This is a genomic window from Silvimonas sp. JCM 19000, from assembly GCF_054652575.1.
This window is the reverse complement of the sequence record NZ_BAAIHC010000009.1, coordinates 65,538-87,223: the sequence shown is the minus strand read 5'-3', so window position 1 is coordinate 87,223 and position 21,686 is coordinate 65,538. Positions and strand designations below refer to the sequence as shown.

At 61.7% G+C, this 21,686-nt stretch carries 16 protein-coding genes and 2 pseudogenes; 9 read left to right on the top strand and 9 right to left on the bottom strand.

Annotated features, from left to right (window positions below; genetic code table 11):
* Window positions 1-110 precede the first annotated feature (110 nt).
* From ACYQ1A_RS10430 to eptB, 5 genes are all read left to right on the top strand, one after another.
* Window positions 111-1,478 carry a DUF3426 domain-containing protein gene (locus ACYQ1A_RS10430; RefSeq protein WP_499361970.1) on the top strand — a complete coding sequence of 456 codons (1,368 nt, stop codon included), beginning with the start codon at window positions 111-113 and terminating at the stop codon, window positions 1,476-1,478.
* A gap of 77 nt (window positions 1,479-1,555) precedes the next feature.
* A complete protein-coding gene (gene tpx / locus ACYQ1A_RS10425) occupies window positions 1,556-2,089 on the top strand; it encodes a thiol peroxidase (protein WP_062225144.1) in 534 nt (177 codons plus the stop codon).
* Window positions 2,090-2,334: 245 nt separating this feature from the next.
* Window positions 2,335-2,835 carry a thiol peroxidase gene (tpx, locus tag ACYQ1A_RS10420; protein WP_062225143.1) on the top strand — a complete coding sequence of 167 codons (501 nt, stop codon included), beginning with the start codon at window positions 2,335-2,337 and terminating at the stop codon, window positions 2,833-2,835.
* Between the two features lie 199 nt (window positions 2,836-3,034).
* Window positions 3,035-3,964, top strand: a complete 930-nt coding sequence (locus tag ACYQ1A_RS10415; RefSeq protein ID WP_062225142.1) for a HupA family protein — start codon at window positions 3,035-3,037, stop codon at window positions 3,962-3,964.
* A gap of 93 nt (window positions 3,965-4,057) precedes the next feature.
* Window positions 4,058-5,725: a kdo(2)-lipid A phosphoethanolamine 7''-transferase gene (eptB, locus tag ACYQ1A_RS10410; protein WP_499361969.1), complete on the top strand. Its 1,668-nt coding sequence runs from the start codon at window positions 4,058-4,060 to the stop codon at window positions 5,723-5,725.
* Here the strand turns inward: eptB and kdpE are convergent.
* From kdpE to ACYQ1A_RS10380, 6 genes are read right to left on the bottom strand one after another with little or no spacing between them, the layout of a single operon-like run.
* Window positions 5,722-6,420, bottom strand: a complete 699-nt coding sequence (kdpE, locus tag ACYQ1A_RS10405; RefSeq protein ID WP_499361968.1) for a two-component system response regulator KdpE — start codon at window positions 6,418-6,420, stop codon at window positions 5,722-5,724. The two genes, eptB and kdpE, sit on opposite strands and share 4 nt — an antisense overlap.
* Window positions 6,417-9,032 (bottom strand): DUF4118 domain-containing protein, encoded by a 2,616-nt coding sequence (locus tag ACYQ1A_RS10400; RefSeq protein ID WP_499361967.1) that lies wholly within the window; start codon window positions 9,030-9,032, stop codon window positions 6,417-6,419. Before ACYQ1A_RS10400 ends, kdpE begins: the two co-directional genes overlap by 4 nt.
* Window positions 9,033-9,049: 17 nt before the next feature.
* Window positions 9,050-9,619, bottom strand: a complete 570-nt coding sequence (gene kdpC, locus ACYQ1A_RS10395; RefSeq protein ID WP_499361966.1) for a potassium-transporting ATPase subunit KdpC — start codon at window positions 9,617-9,619, stop codon at window positions 9,050-9,052.
* 2 nt (window positions 9,620-9,621) lie between these two features.
* Window positions 9,622-11,751, bottom strand: a complete 2,130-nt coding sequence (gene kdpB / locus ACYQ1A_RS10390; RefSeq protein ID WP_499361965.1) for a potassium-transporting ATPase subunit KdpB — start codon at window positions 11,749-11,751, stop codon at window positions 9,622-9,624.
* Window positions 11,748-13,544: a potassium-transporting ATPase subunit KdpA gene (gene kdpA, locus ACYQ1A_RS10385; protein ID WP_499361964.1), complete on the bottom strand. Its 1,797-nt coding sequence runs from the start codon at window positions 13,542-13,544 to the stop codon at window positions 11,748-11,750. The genes kdpB and kdpA overlap by 4 nt, the downstream gene beginning before the upstream one ends.
* The gene (locus ACYQ1A_RS10380) at window positions 13,541-13,633 is read right to left on the bottom strand and encodes a potassium-transporting ATPase subunit F (RefSeq protein ID WP_083458869.1); all 93 of its coding nucleotides are present in this window, start codon (window positions 13,631-13,633) and stop codon (window positions 13,541-13,543) included. Before ACYQ1A_RS10380 ends, kdpA begins: the two co-directional genes overlap by 4 nt.
* A 297-nt stretch (window positions 13,634-13,930) precedes the next feature.
* Between ACYQ1A_RS10380 and ACYQ1A_RS10375 the strand changes: the two genes are divergently transcribed.
* Entirely contained in the window at window positions 13,931-14,425 is a 495-nt protein-coding gene (locus tag ACYQ1A_RS10375) for a PTS sugar transporter subunit IIA (protein WP_499361963.1), read from the top strand.
* Window positions 14,422-14,628, top strand: a complete 207-nt coding sequence (locus ACYQ1A_RS10370) for a hypothetical protein (protein WP_499361962.1) — start codon at window positions 14,422-14,424, stop codon at window positions 14,626-14,628. Before ACYQ1A_RS10375 ends, ACYQ1A_RS10370 begins: the two co-directional genes overlap by 4 nt.
* Window positions 14,629-14,688: 60 nt before the next feature.
* Here the strand turns inward: ACYQ1A_RS10370 and ACYQ1A_RS10365 are convergent.
* The 3 genes and pseudogenes from ACYQ1A_RS10365 to ACYQ1A_RS10355 all read right to left on the bottom strand — a co-directional run.
* Window positions 14,689-14,793, bottom strand: a pseudogene (locus tag ACYQ1A_RS10365) (PEP-CTERM sorting domain-containing protein); the annotation flags it as partial.
* 75 nt (window positions 14,794-14,868) lie between these two features.
* A pseudogene (locus tag ACYQ1A_RS10360) lies at window positions 14,869-16,089 on the bottom strand (esterase-like activity of phytase family protein); the annotation flags it as partial.
* Window positions 16,090-16,975: 886 nt separating this feature from the next.
* Window positions 16,976-17,506, bottom strand: a complete 531-nt coding sequence (locus ACYQ1A_RS10355; protein ID WP_062225435.1) for a gamma carbonic anhydrase family protein — start codon at window positions 17,504-17,506, stop codon at window positions 16,976-16,978.
* 98 nt (window positions 17,507-17,604) lie between these two features.
* Between ACYQ1A_RS10355 and ACYQ1A_RS10350 the strand changes: the two genes are divergently transcribed.
* The gene (locus tag ACYQ1A_RS10350) at window positions 17,605-19,632 is read left to right on the top strand and encodes a M3 family metallopeptidase (RefSeq protein ID WP_499361961.1); all 2,028 of its coding nucleotides are present in this window, start codon (window positions 17,605-17,607) and stop codon (window positions 19,630-19,632) included.
* Between the two features lie 225 nt (window positions 19,633-19,857).
* Window positions 19,858-21,633 carry a M30 family zinc metallopeptidase gene (locus tag ACYQ1A_RS10345; RefSeq protein ID WP_499361960.1) on the top strand — a complete coding sequence of 592 codons (1,776 nt, stop codon included), beginning with the start codon at window positions 19,858-19,860 and terminating at the stop codon, window positions 21,631-21,633.
* The last annotated feature ends 53 nt before the right edge of the window (window positions 21,634-21,686 follow it).

The window sequence follows — 21,686 nt, the reverse complement described above, 5'->3', positions numbered from 1 at the left end:
GCGATGATCGCATAGCTGACTCAGGTGCTGGCCCTGGCGTGCGCGTTGGCGTTGCAATCACACTGCGGGTTAATGACCGGCGGCCCGTTTACCGGCTAGAATCGCGCACTATGAATCACGTCACGCGCTGCCCCAACTGCCGCACCGCCTTCAAGGTCTCCGACACGCAACTCGCCGCTCATGGCGGCAAAGTGCGCTGCGGCAAATGCGCATTCGTCTTTAATGCACGTGACTGCCTCGAAGAAGCGCCGGCACCTGCGCCAGTGGTGGCGGAAGCTGCGCCCGCCATCACCATGCCAGCGCCGGCAGCGCTTGCCATCCCGGCCCCGGCGCCCGCTCCAGTATTTGCGCCGGAGCCAGAACCCGCGCCGGTGTTCGTCCCCGAAGCCGAGCCTGCCTTGGCGCCGCCAGCGGAACCCACCGTCGAGCCTGATTTCGCGGCAGCCGCGCCAGCACCCCAAATCGCGCTCGAAGCCACGCCGCAAGCCGAACCCGCCGACGAAGCCGAACCTTTTCCGGACAAAGCCGAACGCTTTGATCTGCGCACTGAAAGCCTCAGTCCCGATCACGCGCCCGCTGAGGCCGCCGATGACGCGCATCTGGATGAATTCAACGCCGCCATCGAAGCGGCCTACCGCGATGCGCTCGATCAGATGCCGGCCCACGCCGAACTACTGGCAGCCAGCACATCCGCGCCCCCGTCGCACAGCAATGCCGAAGCGGATGGGCAGCCCGAATCTGCGGCGCGCCCCGGCGCTGACCAGGCCGCCGAAGAATCCGTCAGTGACTGGTTGCAGCATGCCTATGTGCCTGCCGTGGCGGCGATGGCGGCCGAAGCCGAGGCGCTGGACCACGATCCGGCCACCGCCCCCGAGGCCGTGGCCACGGTGCTGGTGCATGGCCAGCCTGCTGCTGCGCTTGCGGCGCCGGCGACTAACCAGTACCAACCCATCCACACCGCCGAAGATGACGCGCTGCTGGCCTTGCCCGTACAACGCTCGCCACTGCGCTTTTTGTTAGTCCCGTTGGTGTTGTTATTGCTGGCCGCCTTGTTGCTGCAACTCGGCTTGCGTTATCGCAATACCATCAGCACCGATTTCCCCTGGCTGCGGGCGCCGCTGGTGAGCGTGTGTAGCGTGCTCGGTTGCGCCATGCCCTTGCCGCGCGATGCCAATCTGCTGCGCAATGAATATTCCGAACTGGTGTTTGTGCCGGATCGGCCGGATCTGATCCAGCTATCGGCCTCGCTGCGCAATCTGGCGCCGTACGACCAGGCCTTGCCTGCGCTGGAATTGACGCTGACCAATGCCGCGGATGAAGTGGTGGCAAAGAAAGTGTTCAAGGCCAGCGAATATCTGGCCGCCAATGAAAAGAAACGCAGCGCAGTGGGCGTCAACGATGAGCTGCATGTGTTTCTGCAACTCGATGCCGGCGCGCTGCATTCCACCGGTTATACGCTGAACTGGTTCTATCCCTAGCCGCCCGCCCGGCTTGTAATTGCGCGACGGCATACCATACTGGAAGGCACATAAGACCCGCCCCAAGGAGGCCCGTCATGGCGACCGTTATGCTCAATGGCACACCCATCAGCGTGGGTGGTCGTTTTCCCCGCGTTGGTGATCCGGCTCACAGCTTCATGCTGGTCGATACCAATCTGCAAGATGTCCCGCTCTCCCGCTTTTACGGTCGCCGCAAAGTCATCGGCGTCATCCCCAGCATTGATGCCTCGATCGGCCTGACCATCGCGCGCCGGCTCGAAGGCGTGGCGTCGGCGCTCGATAACACCGTGGTGCTGGTGGTGTCGGTGGATACGCCGTACGCCTTGTCGCGCATCATCCAGCAAGAAGGTTTTCACCGTGTCCAGCTGTTATCCACGCTGCGCGGCCGTGATTTTCATAAGGACTACGGCGTCATGATCACCGACGTGCCGCTGTCCGGCTTGATGACCACCGCGCTGATCGGACTGGATGTAAACGACAATGTGGTGCATGCCGAACTGGTCTCTGATCTGAACAAAGAACCCGATTACGAAGCGCTGGCCGCAGCCTTGATTCCGCCGGTGCCGCAGAACCCCAGCCTGGTGGTCTGAGACGCTGGGGCATGACAGGGCGTGAGCTCGTACATTTGATCATGCATTTGTCATAGATTGGGCGCTTGAAATAACCTGGGCTGGCCGCACGTAAGTGCCGCCAGCCCGGATTTGGTTGTGGGTCCGCCCACGCTGAACTGAGGCTGGCGCAGAGCGCTGCTCAAAAAAAGGCGCCAACAAAATCTACAAAGGACGGCGGCCCCACCGGGGTCGCCCACAGAATTCCAACTCCAGGAGAACGTTAGATGTCTCAAGTGACTCTCGGCGGCAACGCCATTCCGGTTGACGGCGCTTTCCCGGCCAAAGGCGATGCGGCCAAACCGTTTACGCTGGTGGGCAAAGACCTGGCCGACGTGTCGCTGGCCAGCTTTGCCGGCAAGAACAAAGTGCTGAATATCTTCCCGAGCATCGATACCCCGACCTGCGCGACATCGGTCCGTCGTTTCAACGAAGCCGCCTCGAAACTGGAAAACACCGTGGTGCTGTGCATCTCGGCCGATCTGCCGTTTGCGCAAGCGCGTTTCTGTGGCGCCGAAGGCCTGGCCAATGTGGTTACGCTGTCGGCCATGCGCGGCCGTGAATTCCTTAACGATTATGGCGTGGCCATTGCGGGTGGTCCGCTCAAGGGCGTGGCAGCACGTGCTGTGGTCGTGGTCGATGCCAACGACCAGGTGCTGTATTCCGAGCTGGTGCCCGAAATCAAGAACGAGCCGGACTACGATTCCGCTCTGGCCGCGCTCAAGTAACAGCTCGACCTTACGCAAAATCAACGACGCGCCACCGGCAACGGGGCGCGTCGTTTTGTTTGTATTGCCCCGGCCGCGACCACCTGGCCAGGTGCGCCAGGACTTTGAGACTCGTCTTATTCGCCAATTTTCTCGGCTCCGGACAATAAGCACTCCGCTCGGCATACGCCCAGCGATCACTTATTCCGAGGGCCATACCGTGCAACGTTCTACCCTGTCTTATCTGATTGTGCCGTTCGCCTGCGCTGTGCTCAGCGCTTGTGGCGGCGGTGACGAACGCATCGGCAAGCATGTCGAGCTACCCGATTCCGGGCCCACCCCGGTCGCCCAAACCGCCGTGCTGGGCGATATGACGATCGGCGACGCCGAAATCTACGCCGACATCCCTTACAACAATATTTTCACCACCCCCGACTCCACCACCACGCTGACCAACACGCAAAAGCTGCATACCGAAATGCGCCGCCACAATGGCCTGGGGCCACTGGTGTGGACTTCGCCGATCAGCCTGGGCACCAAGGTCGTCTCCGCGCCGGAGATCGTTTTGCGCATGGGAGCCGAACGTATGGACTACCGCCTGCTGAATCCAACCGCCTATGCCTCGCTGCAACACATCCTGTGGGAATACACCGATGGCAGTGCACAGATGGGCATGTCTACCGCCGGTTATGAAACCCCCAACTGGCGCACCGCCTTCGCGGGCAAAACCGGCACCGTGGCCTATGTCGGCGAGGCCTACCAGGTGGTCATTGATGACAGCGGCAACAGCACCGCGGCGCCGCACACCGATTTGCACCAGATCTACACCAGCAATGTCAGCGCCGTTTACGACTACGCCACCAACACCATGACGGTCAGCCTTGGCGCCGCACCGCGTCTGCTGGATGCCGGCCGCAGCACACTCAATGTGGATCCCAAGCAGTTCGGCATCGAGGCGAAGCTGCTGATGCAGCCGGATGACAACAACTACGGCAAGCAAGAACACGTGCCGGAATTCCATTCCGCCGAAGGCATGTTCTTTGGCCCGGACGGCAAGGAATTTGGCGGCGTTATCCACAAGACCGTGCTGGATACCAACGGCCTGCGCCGGACATTGATGACCTCATTCGCCTTGCGGCAGAGCAAATAATTTCAGTCGCAACCGCATCATCAGAACAATCTGATTCTGCACCCCGCCCCACCAATGCAATAGTCGCCGCTCTTCAAGTCTGGAGTACGGCGCATGCAACGGTGGGGCAATTTATCCAGTACGGCTTTATGCATGCTGCTGGCGTTATATATCGGCGCTGTGCTCAATCTGCCGATGGCGTGGCAGCGCCTGGGCAGCATGGCGGCGCTCCGGCAGCCGTGGCAGCGCGTGGGCCTGATGTTGCTGGAGCTGGGCGCGCTGGTGCTGTTCAACTTTGTGTTGCTGCGGCTGTTCTCGCTGGCGGGACGCCGCGTCTTCAAGCTGCTGGCCACCGTGGTGGTGCTGATCTCGGTGGCGGCCGCCTGGTATATCCAGCAATTCAAGCTGGTGATCGGCTACGGCGTGGTGGCCTCGGTGCTGACCACGGACATTGATCTGTCGGTTGAAATACTCAGTCTGGAATTTGGCGCCTGCTTGCTGGCGTTCGGCGTGCTGCCCCTGGCCTTGATTGCACTGAACCGTTCGCGCGCCACGCTATTGCAGCAGAGCCGGCACAAACAATCCGCTTTGCGCGCCTGGGCGCAACTTCTGCTGGCGGTACTGCTGCTCGCGTTGCCGTTGCGCGCGCTGAATGCCTGGCAAAAGCAGGCCGAGCGCGCTGCCAATACCGATCTACCCGATTACGCCGGCACACTGGCCTATAGCTATCTGCCCATCAACTGGTTAAGCGCCACCGCCTTGTTCAGCTATATGACGCTGCAAGAGCGCTACAACGGCCCGGCCCTGTTCAACCCGGCCAGCGCATTTAACTACCAGCCTCCCGCCGATATCGACCAGCTCTACCTGGTGTTTATCATCGGCGAAACCACGCGTTGGGATCATATGCAGTTGTTGGGCTATCCACGCGCCACCACGCCCCTGCTGGCCGCCGAGCCCAATCTGGTGGCGCTGCGTGGCGTAGCGTGCGATACCGCCACCAAGCTGTCGCTACGTTGTATGTTCGTGCGCCCTGGCGGTGCCGCCGACAATGCGCAGCGTACCTTGCAGGAAAAGAATATTTTTGCCGTGCTGCACGACCTGGGCTTTAGCTCGGAATTGTTCGCCATGCAAAGTGAGGTCTGGTTCTACAACCAGGTCGAGCCTGAGCAGTACCTGTATCGCGAAATGATCGCCGCCGAGCCGCGCAACAAAGGCAAGCCGATTGATGACGCCTCCTTGCTGCCGGAACTGTCCGCTTCGCTGGCGCGCCATGCGCAGGGCAAACACCTGGTGGTACTGCACACCAAGGGCTCGCATTATCAGTACTCGCAACGCTATCCGCGTGCCTTTGCCCGCTACACGCCGGAATGCCTGGCCAGTGAAGCGCGCTGCAGCCTGGGGCAATTGCGCAACGCCTTCGACAACAGCGTGCTTTACACCGACCACATCATCTCCCGCGTGATTGATCAGTTGCGCGGCAAACGTGCACTGATGTTTTATGCCGCCGACCATGGCGAATCGATCAGCGAAAACGCCCATCTGCACGCCACGCCGCGCCAGATTGCCCCGCCCGAGCAATTGCGCGTGCCCCTGCTGGTGTGGGCCTCGGAGCCGTTCTTGCAACAGCCCGCCCATGCCGCCGATTTTGCGCGCCTGCGTAGCCTGGCGGGGTCGGTACAGCCGCATCAGGATTTGTTCGATTCGGTGCTGGGTTGTCTGGGCTATCGCTCCGCCGACGGCGGCATCGACGCCACGCGCAACTGGTGCGCCCCGGTCCGCTAGATCACCAGCCGGTAACCCACGCCCGACTCGGTGAGCAAATGCGCCGGTCGGGCCGGGTCGGCCTCCAGCTTTTGCCGCAAATGGCCCATATAGATGCGCAGATAGTGGCTGTGCTCTACATAGGCCGGGCCCCAGACTTCAAGCAATAACTGGCGGTGCGTCAGCACTTTGCCCGCGTGGCGGATCAGCGTGGCCAGCAGCCGGTATTCCGTCGGCGTCAAATGCACCGGCTGCCCCGCGCGCGTTACCGTGCGCGCCACCAGATCGACGCTGACATCGCCCAGCGTTTGTGCCGCCGTGCCGCCCTGGCTATCGCGTGCATGCCGCCGCAATAACACCCGCACCCGCGCCATCAATTCATTGGTGCCGAAGGGCTTGGTCAGATAATCATCCGCCCCCGCGTCCAGCGCGTTGACCTTGTCCGCTTCCTGGCTGCGCGCCGACAACACCAGAATGGGCACGGCGCTAAAGCCGCGGATTTCACGGATCAAATCCACGCCGTCGCCATCGGGTAAGCCGAGGTCAAGAATAATCAGATCGGGTTGGCGCGTACCGGCCTCCACCAGGCCCTGGCGTGCCGTGGCGGCATGCCACAGTTGCAGGCCGGCCGCTTCTGCCGTCATCGTCACAAAACGGGCGATTTGCGGTTCGTCTTCGATCAGCACCAGCGTCGGCGCATTAGGCAGGGCGGTCATGGCAGCGGGCTTTCCAGATCAGCTAAGGGAGGGAGTTCGCGCCGGGGCAGCACAACGCGAAAGGTGGCGCCATGCCCGGAATGCGCGCTGATCGTACCACCGTGCGCCTCGACGATGGCGCGGCATAAGGCCAGCCCCAGGCCGACGCCGGTGGTGTTGGATTCGCTCTGGCCGCGCACAAATTTCTGGAATAGCGCGTCTTCTTGCCCGGGCGGCAAACCGGGGCCATGGTCGACCACCTCCAATATCATTTGCCCCGGCGCGGCCTGCGCGCGGATCTGGATCAAGGTGCCAAACGGCGTGTATTTGATGGCGTTGTCGATCAGATTGACCAGCACGCGCTCCATCAGCACCGCGTCGCACTCCACCAGCGGCAAATCGGGTGGCACGGCCAGCTCAACCGGATGTTGTTCCAGCCGCAGTTCCAATGCTCGCAAGCTGGCGCCGACCAGCTCTTCCACCGATTGCCAATCCATGCGCAATTGCACTTCACCCGCCTGCAACCGCGCCATATCCAGCAAGTTGTTGACCAGATCGCTCATGCGGCGAATTTCGCCGGTGAGTTGTTGTGCGATGGCGCGGGCAGGCGGCGCGGCGTAGGGGCTTTCGGTCAGCGTGCTGGCCAGGCCCAGCAGCACGGTGATCGGTGTGCGCAAATCGTGCGAAATCGCCGCCAGCAGATGATTGCGCAGGCGTTCGCCTTCCATGCTGACCAAGGCGTTCTGCGCCACTTCAACAAAATGCACGCGCTCCAGCGCCAGCCCGATTTGCGCCGCGCAAGTCTGCAGAAAACGATGTTCCTCGGTATCGATTTCGGCCTCGGCGCGCAGGGCCAGCACGCCGCGCACCCGCATCGGCGCGGTCAGCGGCAGATAAAACGCCTGCGCTGCGGGCAAGGTATCGGTGCCACGCCCCGCTTCGGCGCCGTGGCGATAGACCCAATCGGCCACCGCCAGATCGAGCGCCATACCACCGCCCTGCTCCAGCTTTTCATCCAGCGTCGGCACAGCCAGCCCGACCTGGCCGTTAAAGCGCGGGGCCAGATGCGCCAGCGCGATTTCGGTGACCTGCTCGCGCATCAAGGCACCGGCCAGCGCGCGCGCCAACGCATACAAAGCGGCGGTGCGGCGTTCACGGCCGCTGGCGGCGTCGGCCTGAAAACGCAGCCGCGCCGACAGCTGGCTTAAGGTCAGCGCCACGGTCAACATCACCGCAAAGGTCAGCAGATATTGGGTATCGGCCACCGTGAACGACAGCCGGGGCGGCACAAAGAAATAATCAAACGCCGCCACCGATAACAAGGACGCCAATGCCCCAGCCAGGCGGCCAAAGCGCACCGACACAAACAGCACCGCCAGCAGATACAACATGATGACGTTGGCCAGATCGAATACCCGGCTCAGTTGCGCTGCCAGTACCGTGCTGAGGCCCGCTGCCCCCAGCGCCCACGCCACCCCGCTCCAGCGGCGGCGGAGCTGACGTTGCAGTTGCCATGGGGATGCCACCGGCGCATCGACGGCCACGGTTTGCACCGCCAGTTGCGGCGCAAAGCCGACCACACGCGCGGCCATATTCGGGCGCCACCAGCGTGCCGGCGGCTGCCCCAGCAACAAGGTGCCGACCCCGCGATCGGCACACCACAGCGCCAGCGTTTGCGCGGTATCCATCCCGCTGAGCAAGGCGGTTTCCGCACCCAGAGTGCTGGCCAGTTGCAGATGTTGCTGCGCGCTGGCGTGGGCCCGGGCGTTGCGCAACAGCGCGGGTGTTTCAACCACGATGGCAAACCAGGCCGTCTTGAGCCGCGCCGCCAGCCTGGCCGCATGGCGCACCAGCAATTCGCCCGCCGGACCGGGCGGCACCGCCACCGCCAGCGTGTCACCGGCCGCTACTCCGACCGCAGGCGTACGGCGCAAATCGGCGTCGACGCGGTCGGCGGTGCGGCGCAAAGCCAGTTCGCGCAAAGCGATCAGATTGCCTTTGCGAAAAAAATGCTCGCGCGCGCGCTCGGCCGCGTCGGCCAGATATACCTTGCCTTCGCGCAACCGTTGCAGCAGTTCATCGGGCGGCAGATCGACCAGCGCGACTTCGGTGGCGGCATCAAACACATGGTCGGGCACGGTCTCGCGCACACGCACGCCGGTCAGGCTGCCCACCACATCGTTCAGACTTTCCAGATGCTGCACGTTGATAGTGGTGTAAACGTCGATGCCCGCCGCCAGCAGTTCTTCCACATCCTGCCAACGCCGCGCATGGCGGCTGCCGGGTACATTGCTGTGCGCCAGCTCGTCCACCAATATCAATTGCGGCGCGCGCGCCAGCGCCGCATCCAGATCGAACTCGGTCACCGCGTGCCCGCGCCAGTGCAAGGTGGCGCGCGGCAACACGTCCAGCCCGTCCAGCAAGGCGGCGGTCTCGACGCGGCCGTGCGTTTCCACCAGACCAACCAGCACATCGACGCCATCGGCGCGCTGCCGTTGCGCTTGTTGCAGCATGGCAAAGGTTTTGCCGACGCCCGCGTTGGCGCCAAAAAAAATCTTCAGCCGCCCACGCTCGGGCGTTTCGGCGCGCAATTGCGCCAACAACTGGTCGGGATCAGGGCGTGATGCTTGCACGCGGTTTCCTTGTCAGATCAGGATGCAGCCAGGTCGAGATTGAGTTCGAGCACATTCACCACCGGCTCGCCAAACAGCAACGGGGTGTCAGTATGCCGTCTAACCCGTGCGATGACCTCCTCCTCTGGCAGGCCGCGCGCCTGCGCCACGCGGTGGACCTGATACAAGGCCGCAGCCGGTGAAATATGCGGGTCCAGCCCGCTGGCCGACGCGGTCACCAGGTCCGCCGGTACCGCGCCATACTGCCCCGGCTGGATGGCCTTGAGCGCAGCAATGCGGGCTTTCACCGCATCCTGCAAGGCCGGGTTAAGCGGGCCCAGATTGCTACCCGATGAGGCCAGGCCATTGTCGGGCATGGGCCCGGTGGCGGAGGGTCGGCTCCAGAACAACGCCGCGCCTTCAAAATGCTGGCCGATCAGGCTGGACCCCACCACCTGGCCATTGCGTTCTATCAGACTGCCGTTGGCCTGGGCGGGCATCAGCGCTTGCGCCACACCCGCCACTACCAGCGGATACGCCACCCCGGTCAGCAGCGTCAGCAAGGCAAACAAGGTGACTGCCGGACGTACCATTTTTAACGTGCTCATATTCAGATCCCCTGTAGCCAGCCGGTGGCGCCCAGCGCCATATCGATCAGTTTGATGCCCACAAACGGCACCAGAATGCCGCCCACGCCGTATACCAGCAGATTGCGCCGCAGCAGCGTGGCCGCGCCCAGCGCACGATACCGCACGCCTTTTAGCGCCAGCGGAATCAAGGCCATGATGATCAGCGCATTAAAGATCACCGCCGACAGAATCGCCGTGGCCGGGCTGGTTAAATGCATCACGTCCAACGCTTTCAGCTGCGGATACGTCACCGCAAACGCGGCCGGGATAATGGCGAAATACTTGGCCACATCATTGGCCACGCTAAAGGTGGTGAGCGCGCCGCGCGTCATCAGCATCTGTTTGCCGATTTCGACAATCTCGATCAGCTTGGTTGGATTGCTGTCCAGATCGACCATATTGCCGGCCTCTTTGGCCGCCTGCGTGCCCGAGTTCATTGCTACCGCCACATCGGCTTGCGCCAGCGCGGGCGCGTCGTTGGTGCCGTCACCGGTCATGGCCACCAGCCGGCCCGCGTGCTGGTGCTCGCGGATCAGCGCCAGCTTGTCTTCCGGCCGCGCTTCGGCCAGAAAGTCATCCACGCCCGCTTCGGCCGCAATCGCGGCTGCGGTCAGGCGGTTATCGCCGGTGATCATGATGGTTTTGATGCCCATCTGGCGCAGCTCGGCAAAGCGGGTTTTGATGCCGCCTTTGACGATGTCTTTCAACTCCACCACGCCCAGCACGCGCGCGCCTTCGGCCACCACCAGCGGCGTGCTGCCACGGCGCGCGGCGTCGTCCACGCTTTGCGTAACCGCATCCGAAAACACCCCGCCTTGCGCCAGCACGTATTGCTTGATGGCGCTGGCGGCGCCTTTGCGAATCTGGCGCGTGGCGGCTTTGGTATCGACCGCCACATCGCCCTCTTCCGCCATTGCTGCGGCTACACCGCCAATATCCACACCCGACATGCGGGTTTGCGCGGTAAACGGGATAAACACGGCGTCATGCAAAGGACGGCTGCGCAAATCGAACAATTGCTTGGCCAGTACCACAATCGAACGGCCTTCCGGCGTTTCGTCGGCCAGCGATGCCAGTTGCGCGGCATCAGCCAGTTGCTGCTCGCTGATACCGGGGGCCGGGATAAACGCGGCGGCCTGGCGGTTGCCCAGCGTGATGGTGCCGGTCTTGTCCAGCAGCAGCACATCGACGTCGCCGGCCGCTTCCACCGCGCGGCCCGAAGTGGCGATCACATTCGCCTGCATCATGCGGCTCATACCCGCCACACCAATCGCCGACAACAAGCCGCCGATCGTGGTTGGAATCAGACACACCAGCAGCGCCACCAATACGGTGATGCTGACCGGCGCACCGGCCCCAGCGGCGGCCACGCTGTAGATCGAGAACGGCAACAGCGAGGCGCACACCACCAGAAACGTCAGCGTCAGCGCCACCAGCAAAATGGTCAGCGCCACTTCGTTCGGCGTTTTTTTGCGCTTGGCGTTTTCCACCATCGCAATCATGCGGTCGAGAAACGCTTCGCCCGGATTGGCCGTCACGCGCACCACCAGCCAATCCGACAGCACGCGCGTGCCACCAGTCAGCGCCGAAAAATCACCACCCGATTCGCGGATTACGGGGGCCGATTCGCCGGTAATGGCCGATTCATCTACCGAGGCCACGCCATCCAGCACTTCGCCATCGGCGGGCACGATATCGCCCGCTTCCACCAGCACCAGATCGTCCTTGCGCAGCGAGGCCGAATCCAGCACCTGCACTTTGGCGCTACGGCTGGGGCTAGCCAGTTTTTTGGCCACCACATTCTTGCGCGTGGCGCGCAATGCGGCGGCTTGCGCCTTGCCGCGCCCTTCGGCCAGCGCCTCGGCAAAGTTGGCAAACAACACGGTAAACCACAGCCACGCGCTGATACTCCAGATCAGCCCAGCTGGCGCTTCGCCATGGCCCAGGCTGGCCTGCACGCCCAGCACCGTGGTCAGCACACTGCCCACCCACACCACAAACATCACCGGATTACGCCACTGTGCGGTGGGTGACAGTTTGCGTAATGCGTCCACCAAGGCGGGCACGGCCAGCGTGCGATCAAATAACGCCAGATTTTTAGAGTGACTCATCGCGCCACCTCCCCAAACAACTGCAAGTGTTCAACAATCGGGCCCAGCGCCAGCGCCGGGATATACGTCAGCGCGCCCACGATCACCACGGTGCCAATCAGCAAGGCAGTAAACAGCGGACCGTGCGTGGGCAAGGTGCCGGCGGTGACGGCCAGACGCGGTTTGCTGGCCAGGCGGCCGGCAATCGCCAGCACCGGCACGATGACGGTAAAGCGCCCCACCCACATCGCAATCGCCAGCATCAGGTTGTAATACGGCGTGTTGGCGCTCAAACCGGCAAAGGCGGAGCCGTTGTTATTGGCGGCCGAGGTAAACGCATACAACACCTCAGAAAACCCATGCGCGCCCGGGTTGGCCATGCCAGCTTTGCCCACGTCCAGCATCACGCTTAATGCCGTGCCGCCCAGCACCAGCATCGGCGTGGCCAGGATGGCAAAGGCCACCATTTTCATTTCGAAGGCGTCGATTTTTTTGCCGAGGTATTCCGGTGTGCGGCCTATCATCAAACCCGACAGAAACACCGCCAGAATCGCGTAGATCAGCATGCCGTAAAGGCCCGCGCCCACGCCGCCAAACACCACTTCACCCAGCTTCATCAGCCACATCGGCACCAGCCCACCCAACGGCATCAGCGAGTCATGCATGGTGTTGACCGCGCCGCACGAGGCCGCCGTGGTAATCACGGTAAACAAGGCAGAGGCAGCCAGACCAAAGCGCGTTTCCTTGCCTTCCAGATTGCCGGCGTGGCCATCCATGCCCAGATGCACCAACAGCGGATTGGCATGGCTTTCGGCCCAGTATTCGACGCCAACCATGGCGACAAACAACAAGGTCATCGCCGCGATTATCGTTGCGCCCTGACGCCAATCGCCCACCCAGCGCCCGAACATGAACACCAGCGCGGCCGGAATCAGAAAAATCGCCAGCATTTGCAGAAAATTGGCCAGCGGCGTCGGGTTCTCATACGGGTGCGCCGAGTTAGCGTTAAAGAAGCCGCCGCCATTGGTGCCCAGCATCTTGATGGCTTCTTGCGACGCCACCGGGCCCATCGGCAAGGTTTGCGTGCTGGCTTTAACGGTCTCCAGCACCGGGTTGCCTTTGGCATCTTTCAGCGGCTGGCCATCCGCGCCGGTTTTGGGCTGCTGATACACCACGGCCTCGGTCAATTGCGCGGTCTGGTTGGGCTTGAAGTTCTGGATTACGCCCTGGCTGACCAGCGCCAGCGCCAGCACAATCGACAGCGGCAGCAGCAACCACGTGGTGGCGCGATGCAGATCCAGCCAGGCATTGCCCACGCCACTGGCTTTGCGCCGTACAAAACCACGAATCAGCGCGCACACCACGGCAATCCCGGTCGCGGCCGAAACAAAGTTCTGCACCGCCAACGCCAGCATCTGCGTCAGATTGCTCATGGTCGATTCACCGGCATAGCCCTGCCAGTTGGTATTGGTCAGAAACGAAATCGCGGTATTGAACGAGGAATCGGGCGAGATGGCGCCCAGTTGCTGCGGGTTGAGCGGCAGCACGCCTTGCAGCCGCTGCAGTGCATAGACAAAGAAGGTGCCGACCACATGGAACAACAACAGCGCCATGGCGTAACGCCACCAGCTCATGTCTTCGTCCGCATCACTGCCCAGCACGCGGCACACCGCGCGATCAATGCGACCAATCCAGCCATGGCGCGCGGCCAGGCTGCCGTCCAGCAAGCTGGCCAGATAGCGGCTTAGCGGCCACGCCAGCGCGGCCAATAGCAATAAGTACAGACCAGTCTGAAACACGATGGACGAGTTCATGCCACGTCCTCCGCGTTAAACAGCGCGTACACCAGATACGCCAACAGCAAAACGAACAAGGCCGCGGCCAGCAAATAGAGCCAGTTCATTGGCGTGCCTCCAGGTAATGGCACAACGCCATCACCCCCCAGACCGCCGCGCAGAACACGGCGATCAACCCCAGATATACAGCGTCCATGTGCTTATTCTCCAGAACCCTCCGCCCGGTCGAGATGCCGGGTCGGAGAACACGCTGGACTGTAGGCGTGGCCACATAAACATCGGGTAAAGGCTGGGTGGCGCGCTGTAAATGAAATATAAAAATGCCGGGCACACGCAGTTTTTACGGCTTTTTTATGCGCGCTTGTCCAGGCTGGGCGCATCTCGTTACGCAAGGAGAAACGCGTATGGCCACCCTGGCTGATCTGTGTCCGCTGCAGCACATCGTGCTGGATGCCCCCTTCAATGACCGCAACGCGCTGCTGGCGTTTTGCGCCGAACTGGCCGGGCCCGCCACCGGCGTGCGTGCCAGCGTATTGCTGCAGCAGTTGCAGGATCGCGAACGCATCGGCCCCACCAGCCTGGGCCGTGGCGTAGCGATACCGCATGCGCGCGTTGCCGGGCTGAATGCGCCGTACCTGCTGTTTGTGCGCAGCGCGCAAGCGCTCGATTGCGATGCGCCGGATGGCAAAGCGGTACGGGACTTTTTTGTGCTGCTGATGCCAGCCAGAACGGTGCAGCTGCATCTGCAAGTACTGGCCGATCTGGTGTCGGCCCTGCACGACCGGCATTTCCGCCATGCGCTGCAGGCAGCGGGCACTGCCCAGGCCATCCAGCAGTTGCTGAGCAGCATGCCGGTGCGCACGCTAGCGCAACGCCAGCAACAGGAGGCACGCGCATGATAGGCCTTCCGCTTGGCAGCTATGCCCTGTTCACCCCAGCCCACGCGCAAGCCCTGGCCCCCTCCGCCCCCGCAATGGCGCGCGGCGACGCACCCACACGGAGCCGCCGTTTCTGGCGCGACACCATGAATTATCTGCATGAGCCGGACGCCATTCTGGGCGCGGATGGCTGGGTGCATCGGCGCCAGGTGGTGCGGTTTTAAAACCACCCCAATAAAAAACGGCGCGGACCGTGCCGCGCCGTGTTCGCCATCTGGCCTTGCTTATTGCCGCGCTTTGCGTTTGCGCGCGGCCACCAGACCGACCAGCCCCAGGCCCATCAAGGCATAGGTTTCCGGTTCTGGCACGGCGGCCAGTTGCTGCGCCACATAGCCGGGCAGGTCGGCGTTGGTAAAGCCGAAGACGTAGAAATTGCTGTTGGCGTCAGTCAGAAAATCATTGTCGTTGGTGACCACCAGCGTGTGCAGCGTTTGGCCGTTGAGGGTGACGTCATCGCCAAAGGCCAGCCCTTCAATCTTGGCCGGAAAGCTGCTGCCGGCCAAACCGTATTTGGGGTCCAGCAGATCGAGGAACAGCGACTGGCTGACCGGGGTCAGGCTGCTTGGCAGTGTTACGTCGCCGCTGACATCGGTTGCGCCCGTGATATCCACGCGCACCAGCTTTTTGGTGGCGGCATCGGTGCCGCCGTTGCCATCGCGCTCATCCACCAGAAACTCATGGTCGTTGATGGCGATGATGTCGCTGATGGTGTTTTTCTTGTTGGCCAGCGTGTAGACGTACTCATGCGTCGCGCCGGTAGCCACGTCGATGGTGACGATGCGGGTCTGGGTGCCTTTGGTGCCGCCATCCTGGATCAGCGGGCTTTGCATTACGCCCACCAGCGTCTTGCCATCGGGCGTAATGGCGAGGCCCTCCATGCCCTTGTTGGCCACCCGGCCGGTAGTGTTGCCGCTAATTTCGGTATTGCCCACCGGGCTGAGATGGGCCACGTCGTAGTAGGCCGGCAGCGTGTAGGTTTTGATGCGCTGGCCGCTGGCTTTATCAAATTGATAAACATACGGGCCGTACTCATCCGAGATAAACACCGACTTACCGTCATTGGAAACGCGAATGCTTTCCGGATCCAGCCGCGCATTGTTCGGGCTGCCCGACAGTTGAGTCGGGTCAAAGCCATCTGAGCGACCGGTAAAGTAATTGATGCCAGGCGTATTTTGCGACGGCGCCCCGCTCCCCACACCCAAGCCCGCACCGCTGCCATAAACCAGCGGCGTGCTGCTGCTCAACAAGGTGGTTTTGGTGAGCGTGGGCGTCAGCGTAAACGGCAGATTGCCGCTGCTGCTGGGGCTGAGGGTGAGCTTGAAGGTCTGGAAGCGGTCGATATAGCTGGTGGTGTCATCCAGCGCCGAATTATAAGAAACCGCATTCGGGCCCCGATCCGGCGTCGCCACAAACGTGCCATTGCCGGCATAGGCGATGCCCGAACCAAAACCACCCAGCAGATTATTGGGCGCGCCGTTCTCCAGCGTATTGGTCAGACCGGAAAGGTCGCTGCTGTTGCCCGCAATGCTGGCGGTGGCCAGCAACTCGATACTGGCTTGCGCGGGGGCAACAACAGCGGCAGCCGTAGCGGCCAATAAGGTGAAAGCGATGGTTTTGAGCTTCATGGCAGAGTCCAGGCGAAGGTTTTGGGGCGAAGGCGTGCGGTAAAACGACGCGATTCTGCCGCGTGGACAGTGACCGTTTTATTACGAAGTCAGGATGGTGTTATTTATCAGAAAGTATTGATATACGAATGCATGCGTTGGGATACGCGATTGATACGTCGAGTGCTATAGGCGCAGGCTTCCGCGCCGCACACGGGCGCTCAAGGTGGGAAAGTTAAAAACATCCGGCGCATCATTCTTGGGAATGGCTTTGGATGGTGGGTCTAGACCCACCGTATGAGCAGTGGTTTGCCAAAAGCGACGCAATCAGCTGGCGAGTAAAAACATCCAGCGAATCATTCTTGGGATTGGCTTTGGATGGTGGGTCTAGACCCACCGTATGAGCAGTGGTTTGCCAAAAGTGACGCGATCAGCTGGCGAGTAAAAACATCCAGCGAATCATTCTTGGGGATGGCTTTGGATGGTGGGTCTAGACCCACCGTATGAGCAGTGGTTTGCGCAGAAGTGACGCGATCAGCTTGCGCTGCAGCCGTTCACTGTCACGGCTCAGCATCCACGCCCACCCGATGTTGCGCAGCAACGAGGCAACCCCGCGTGCAAAACCCCAACCATTTCCTGAGCGGGCGAAGGTAGGCGACGCGCAGCGGCTCCGACTGAGCCTCGCGTTCGCGGAGCGGCAGCTACAAAACCCGGTTATGCAGACGGTTAGTTTCGGCTTTTGACCTTATCCCTTCTGCGCAGCTTTACCGCGCGGAGGGTCGCCTTTCTTTTGGTTACTTTTCTTTGGCGAAGCAAAGAAAAGTGACGTGCTCCCGGGCACCCCCGGGTATCAAAACATGCGCCGCAGGCTCAAGCGGTAAAACCCCCTCGCCCCCCAACCCCCGCCCTATCCCGCCAAATACTTCCCCATCAACCGCACATAATGCCCCGCCGAATAAGCAAAATGCGCCAGCTCCCCCTCCGTCAACGGCCGCACTTCCTTCGCCGGCCGCCCCATATATAAATACCCCGACCGCAACACCTTGCCCGGCGGCACCAACGACCCCGCCCCCAACATCACGCGGTCTTCGATCACCACGCGGTCCAGCACAATGCTGCCCATGCCGATCAGACACTCATTGCCGATCGTGCAGCCATGCAACATCACCCCATGCCCCACCGTCACCCGATCGCCAATCACCAAGGGCGCGCCGTCCGGATCATCGGGCCGCCGATGCGTGGTATGCAGCACGCTGCAATCCTGAATATTGCTGTCCGCGCCTATGCGGATGAAATTGACATCGCCGCGGATGACCGCGCCTGGCCACACCGAGCTGTTGGCGCCCAGCGTCACCTCGCCGATCACCTGCGCGCTGGCATGCACCCACGCGCCTTGCGCCAGTTGCGGCCAGACAGATTCAAATGCTTCGATCGCCATGTTTTGCTCGCTTGAAAATCGCCGCTTGCGCGGTCATGTATTTAAACCGATGATCCAGCCCGACCGGGCTGCACGCCCAATTCTAACCGAGAGCACCTATGACCCAAGCCAACCCGTTGCTCGATTTCTCGGGCCTGCCGCGTTATGCCGAAATCCGCCCCGAACATGTAACGCCCGCGCTGGACGAGTTGCTGGCCCGCGCCGATGCCGCAATCAAGGCCGCCGAAACGCTGACCAATCCGACCTGGGATACCTTTGTGTTGCCGGCCGAAGAAGCGCTGGAACAACTGGGCCGCGCCTGGGGCACCGTGGCGCATCTGGAAAGCGTGGTCAACACGCCGGAACTGCGCGAAGCCTACAACAGCAATATCCCGCGCATGTCCAACTTCTTTACCGATCTGGGCCAGAACGAAGCCTTGTATGCGCATTACAAGGCACTGGCCGAGAGCGCCGAATTTGCCGCTTACAGCGACGAACGCAAAATGGTGTTGTCGCATGCGATTCGCGGCTTCCGCCTGTCTGGCGCCGAACTGGCCCCGGCGCAGAAAGCGCAATACAAAGAAATTGCAGAAAAACTGTCCGATCTGACCACGCGCTTTTCGCAAAACGTGCTCGATGCCACGGACGAATTTGCGCTGTATATCGATGACGCGGCCGAGCTGGATGGCGTGCCCGCCGATAACCTGGCCGCCGCGCGCGCCGCTGCCGAAGCCGATGGCAAGCCGGGCTACAAGCTGACGCTGAAAATGCCGAGCTATTTTCCGGTGATGCAATACGCCAACAACCGGGCCCTGCGTGAAAAGATTTATCACGCCTACGCCACCCGCGCCGCCGAGTTTGGCAAAACCGAGTGGAACAACACCCCGCTGATCGACGAAATCCACAATCTGCGCCAGCAAGCCGCCGCGCTGTTGGGCTTTGAGAGCTACGCCGCCGAATCGCTGGAAACCAAGATGGCCACCTCGCCGGCTGAAGTACTGGCGTTCTTGCGTGACCTGGGCCAGCGCGCGCGGCCGTATATGCAGGCGGATCGCGCCGAATTGTCGGCATATGCCAAAGACACGCTCGGCATTGACGATATGCAGCCGTGGGATCAGGCCTTTGCCGCAGAAAAGCTGCGCGAGCAGCGCTATGCGTTCTCCGAGCAAGAAGTAAAACAGTACTTTACCGAGCCGACGGTGATTTCCGGCTTGTTCCACCTGGTGGAAACGCTGTACGGCTTGCAGTTTGTACCGGCCGAAGCACCGGTGTGGCACAAAGACGTGCGCTATTACGAGTTGCGTAACAAAGACGGCAGCCTGGTCGGTGGCCTGTATATGGATATGTATGCGCGCGAAGGCAAGCAAGGCGGCGCGTGGATGAATGAAGTGCGTAGCCGCCATGCCTTGCCCGATGGCGGCATCCAGACGCCGGTGGCGCTCATCGTATGTAACTTTGCCGAAGGCGTGGACGGCAAGCCCGCGCTGCTGCCGCACGATGATGTCATCACGCTGTTCCATGAAACCGGCCACGCGCTGCATCATTTGCTGACCGAAGTGAACGAGCGCGATGTATCCGGCATCAATGGCGTGGAGTGGGATGCGGTCGAGCTGCCCAGCCAGTTTATGGAAAACTTCTGCTGGGAATGGCAGTTGCTGCCGCAGTTGACGCGCCACGTTGATACCGGCGAACCGTTGCCGCGCGAATTGTTCGACAAGATGCTGGCGGCCAAGAACTTTATGTCGGGTTCGCAAATGATCCGCCAGGTCGTGTTCTCGATTTTTGATATGGAATTGCACGTCGACACCACCGGCCCGCAAGCGCTGCAGCGCTACTTCCAGTTGCTGGAAGAATTTGATGCGCCGCGTGTGCCGGAATATCACCGCTTTCCCAACAGCTTTAGCCATATCTTTGCTGGTGGCTACTCGGCTGGTTATTACAGCTACAAGTGGGCCGAAGTGTTATCGGCCGATGCCTATGCCGCGTTTGAAGAAACCGGCGTGTTGAATGCTGAAACCGGCGCACGCTTCCGCAAGGAAATCCTCGCGCGCGGCGGTAGCCGTCCGGCGCTGGATTCGTTTATTGCGTTCCGCGGACGCGCGCCCAGCAACGATGCATTGTTGCGGCATAACGGCTTGCAAGGCTAAGTCAGCGCTTGCGCGCAAACGTGAAGGGGTGAGCCATGCTCACCCTTTTTTTATGCATGCGGCGGCGGCCGTTGTAGCGCACTTCACCCGACGCGTACCGTTTTGTCGGCGAAACAGCCCCCTGCCAGGCCATTGAGACATTTCTGATATAGGATTCAAAGCGACCCGCCCCCTTACACGCAAAAGAGGCGGGCAACTCTGACACAGGGCGCTAAGGACACAGCAATGGCGGCAGGCAAGCACGCACTACCGGGTTGGATCACGCTGGGCATGGTGCTGGCATTAAGCGCCTGCGGTGGCGGCGGCGGTAGCAATGTGGTGCCCTCCCCGACGCCCGCAGCCACGCCGACGCCCACCCCTGGTGTCACGCCCACCCCCTTGCCCACTGCGCCGCCATCGGCCCATGTCAGCCTGAATGTCGATTGCAGCGGCAGCAATTGCGGCGCGGTCGATGCCCAGACTGCCGCCACGGGCCTGAGCGGCACGTGGAGTTATGACAACACCGGCAGCGCCGCCGTACTGGTCGACATCAATATCGCCAACACCGCGGGCCGCAGCGGCACGCTGGTGGTGAGCAACACCGGCACTGATTATCTAAGCCTGTACAACATTCCAATCCAGACTGCGCAGCTTGCCAGCGCACGGCAGCGACGCGCCGCGGCGACCAAACTGCCGCCAGTGAATCAGATTCCAGCCAGCATCCGCCATTTTGTGCCGCCCACGGTCACCGCCGCGCAACAAAAAGCGGCGCTCAAACCGCGCCAGCACGTGACTTATGCCGTGGGTGCCAGCCGCAGTTGGTACGACGCCGACAACGCGCTGCATGCCACCACGCTGCAGCAAACCTGGACCACGGCCGATGGGCGCGTCGTGAATATCTGGGTGGAGAACAGCGAGTACGCCCCAGACAAAATCCTCGCCAGTGACGTAGCTGCGCTAGGCAATGCCTTTGCCAATGGCACCAGCAATCCGGCGAACCCGGCAACGTCGATCTATTCGATGGTCACCAGTCTGGCGGGCCTGCCTTGGGGCAGTGTTCCGGGAGGCAAGGCCAATATGCTGATCAGCGCCGACCAGAGCGGCACACTGCAGCCGATTGATATCGTCATTATCAACATCACGCCCGATAACGCGGCATTTGGCACCGTCGGCTATTTTTATGAGCGCAACAATTATCTGAACAGCGCCTCCAGCTACAGCAACGAATCGCTGTCGTTCTATCTGGATTCGGAAACCATATACAAAGCGCGCGACGCTTCACGCTATGTCACCACCGGTCTTGATTACGAGTTAAGTACGCTGGCGCATGAATTCACCCACATGATCAACTTCTATCAGCGCAATGTGCTGAAAGACCCTGGCTACGATTATGTGAACTGGCTGGATGAAATGGCAGCCATGGGCATGGAGGACATCGTCGATACGCAGATCAATCCGGCCTACAACGCGGTGCGCGATCTGCGCTTTGCCAACTGGCTGAACGCGGGGGGCTACAACTGCAGCTTTGATGTGTTTAACGATGATGTCGATGCCACCTGCTTTAGCTACAGCACGGGCGGCGCCTTGATGGGTTATCTGATCCGGCAATACGGCGTGGTCAATTTCTATCAGCATCTGCTGCAGAATTTTTCCAGCAGCGACAGTCTGACCTTGCTCGACAACACGATACGGGATGCGGCTGCAGCGGTCCCCGGCACGCCCACCACACTGGCCAGCGCGCTGCGCCACTGGCATGCCTCGGTGGCGCTGTTCGGCGCCACGCCGCCCAATGGCTATGGCTATCCGCAACGCGTAGAAACGGTGGCGGGCAACACCTTTACCCTGCCGTCGCTGCCGGGCAGCAATTACACCAGCGACCGCGATGCCGCGTTGCCCAGCAGCGAACCCTCGTGGCTGGTGGGGCATGGCATGTTTCCCACGCTGCGCCGCAATCTGGGCAATTCCTGGAGCGAAAGCGTGGCCGTGCCCGCCGGTGCCAGTCTGACCGTGGTGCTGCCTTAAGGGTGCGCAAGCGCCACCAGCCCAGGCCGCATGCCGTTGCCACTGCGCAGAAT

Excerpts from the sequence above, each read along its gene's own strand:
- ACYQ1A_RS10430 (WP_499361970.1), top strand. The coding sequence starts at position 111 with ATGAATCACGTCACGCGCTGCCCCAACTGCCGCACCGCCTTCAAGGTC.
- tpx (WP_062225144.1), top strand. The coding sequence starts at position 1,556 with ATGGCGACCGTTATGCTCAATGGCACACCCATCAGCGTGGGTGGTCGT.
- tpx (WP_062225143.1), top strand. The coding sequence starts at position 2,335 with ATGTCTCAAGTGACTCTCGGCGGCAACGCCATTCCGGTTGACGGCGCT.
- eptB (WP_499361969.1), top strand. The coding sequence starts at position 4,058 with ATGCAACGGTGGGGCAATTTATCCAGTACGGCTTTATGCATGCTGCTG.
- kdpE (WP_499361968.1), bottom strand. The coding sequence starts at position 6,420 with ATGACCGCCCTGCCTAATGCGCCGACGCTGGTGCTGATCGAAGACGAA.
- kdpC (WP_499361966.1), bottom strand. The coding sequence starts at position 9,619 with ATGAGCACGTTAAAAATGGTACGTCCGGCAGTCACCTTGTTTGCCTTG.
- kdpB (WP_499361965.1), bottom strand. The coding sequence starts at position 11,751 with ATGAGTCACTCTAAAAATCTGGCGTTATTTGATCGCACGCTGGCCGTG.
- kdpA (WP_499361964.1), bottom strand. The coding sequence starts at position 13,544 with ATGAACTCGTCCATCGTGTTTCAGACTGGTCTGTACTTATTGCTATTG.
- ACYQ1A_RS10380 (WP_083458869.1), bottom strand. The coding sequence starts at position 13,633 with ATGAACTGGCTCTATTTGCTGGCCGCGGCCTTGTTCGTTTTGCTGTTG.
- ACYQ1A_RS10375 (WP_499361963.1), top strand. The coding sequence starts at position 13,931 with ATGGCCACCCTGGCTGATCTGTGTCCGCTGCAGCACATCGTGCTGGAT.
- ACYQ1A_RS10370 (WP_499361962.1), top strand. The coding sequence starts at position 14,422 with ATGATAGGCCTTCCGCTTGGCAGCTATGCCCTGTTCACCCCAGCCCAC.
- ACYQ1A_RS10355 (WP_062225435.1), bottom strand. The coding sequence starts at position 17,506 with ATGGCGATCGAAGCATTTGAATCTGTCTGGCCGCAACTGGCGCAAGGC.
- ACYQ1A_RS10350 (WP_499361961.1), top strand. The coding sequence starts at position 17,605 with ATGACCCAAGCCAACCCGTTGCTCGATTTCTCGGGCCTGCCGCGTTAT.
- ACYQ1A_RS10345 (WP_499361960.1), top strand. The coding sequence starts at position 19,858 with ATGGCGGCAGGCAAGCACGCACTACCGGGTTGGATCACGCTGGGCATG.